This window comes from Streptomyces sp. WM6378, assembly GCF_001279695.1.
GTDB lineage: Bacteria > Actinomycetota > Actinomycetes > Streptomycetales > Streptomycetaceae > Streptomyces.
The window spans coordinates 1-388 of record NZ_LGDD01000189.1 but is presented as its reverse complement, the minus strand read 5'-3'; the positions used below and the strand labels follow the sequence as shown (position 1 = coordinate 388).

Genomic DNA, 388 nt, shown 5'->3' with positions numbered 1-388 from the left:
CGCGATCTCGTTCGTCGGCCAGGCGTAGGTCAGGTCGGCGCCGATGGACTGGGAGTCCATGACGATGTAGGCGCCGCCGTAGGCCTTGCGCAGGATCAGCGAAATGCGGGGGACGGTCGCGTTGCAGTACGCGTACAGCAGCTTCGCGCCGTGCCGGATGATCCCGCCGTGCTCCTGCGAGACACCGGGGAGGAAGCCCGGGACGTCCAGCAGCGTCACGATGGGGATGTTGAACGCGTCGCACATCTGCACAAACCGGGCCGCCTTCTCGCTGGCCTCGATGTCCAGGACCCCGGCCAGGGACTGCGGCTGGTTGGCGACGATGCCCACGACCTGGCCGTCGAACCGGGCCAGCGCGCAGATGATGTTGCGGGCCCACCGCTCATGG

1 protein-coding gene is annotated in these 388 nt (G+C 68.0%); it reads right to left on the bottom strand.

Annotation, left to right across the window (positions count from 1 at the left end; genetic code table 11):
• The coding region (locus ADK54_RS16645; protein WP_324610164.1) for a carboxyl transferase domain-containing protein at window positions 1-388 on the bottom strand (388 nt) is incomplete at both ends.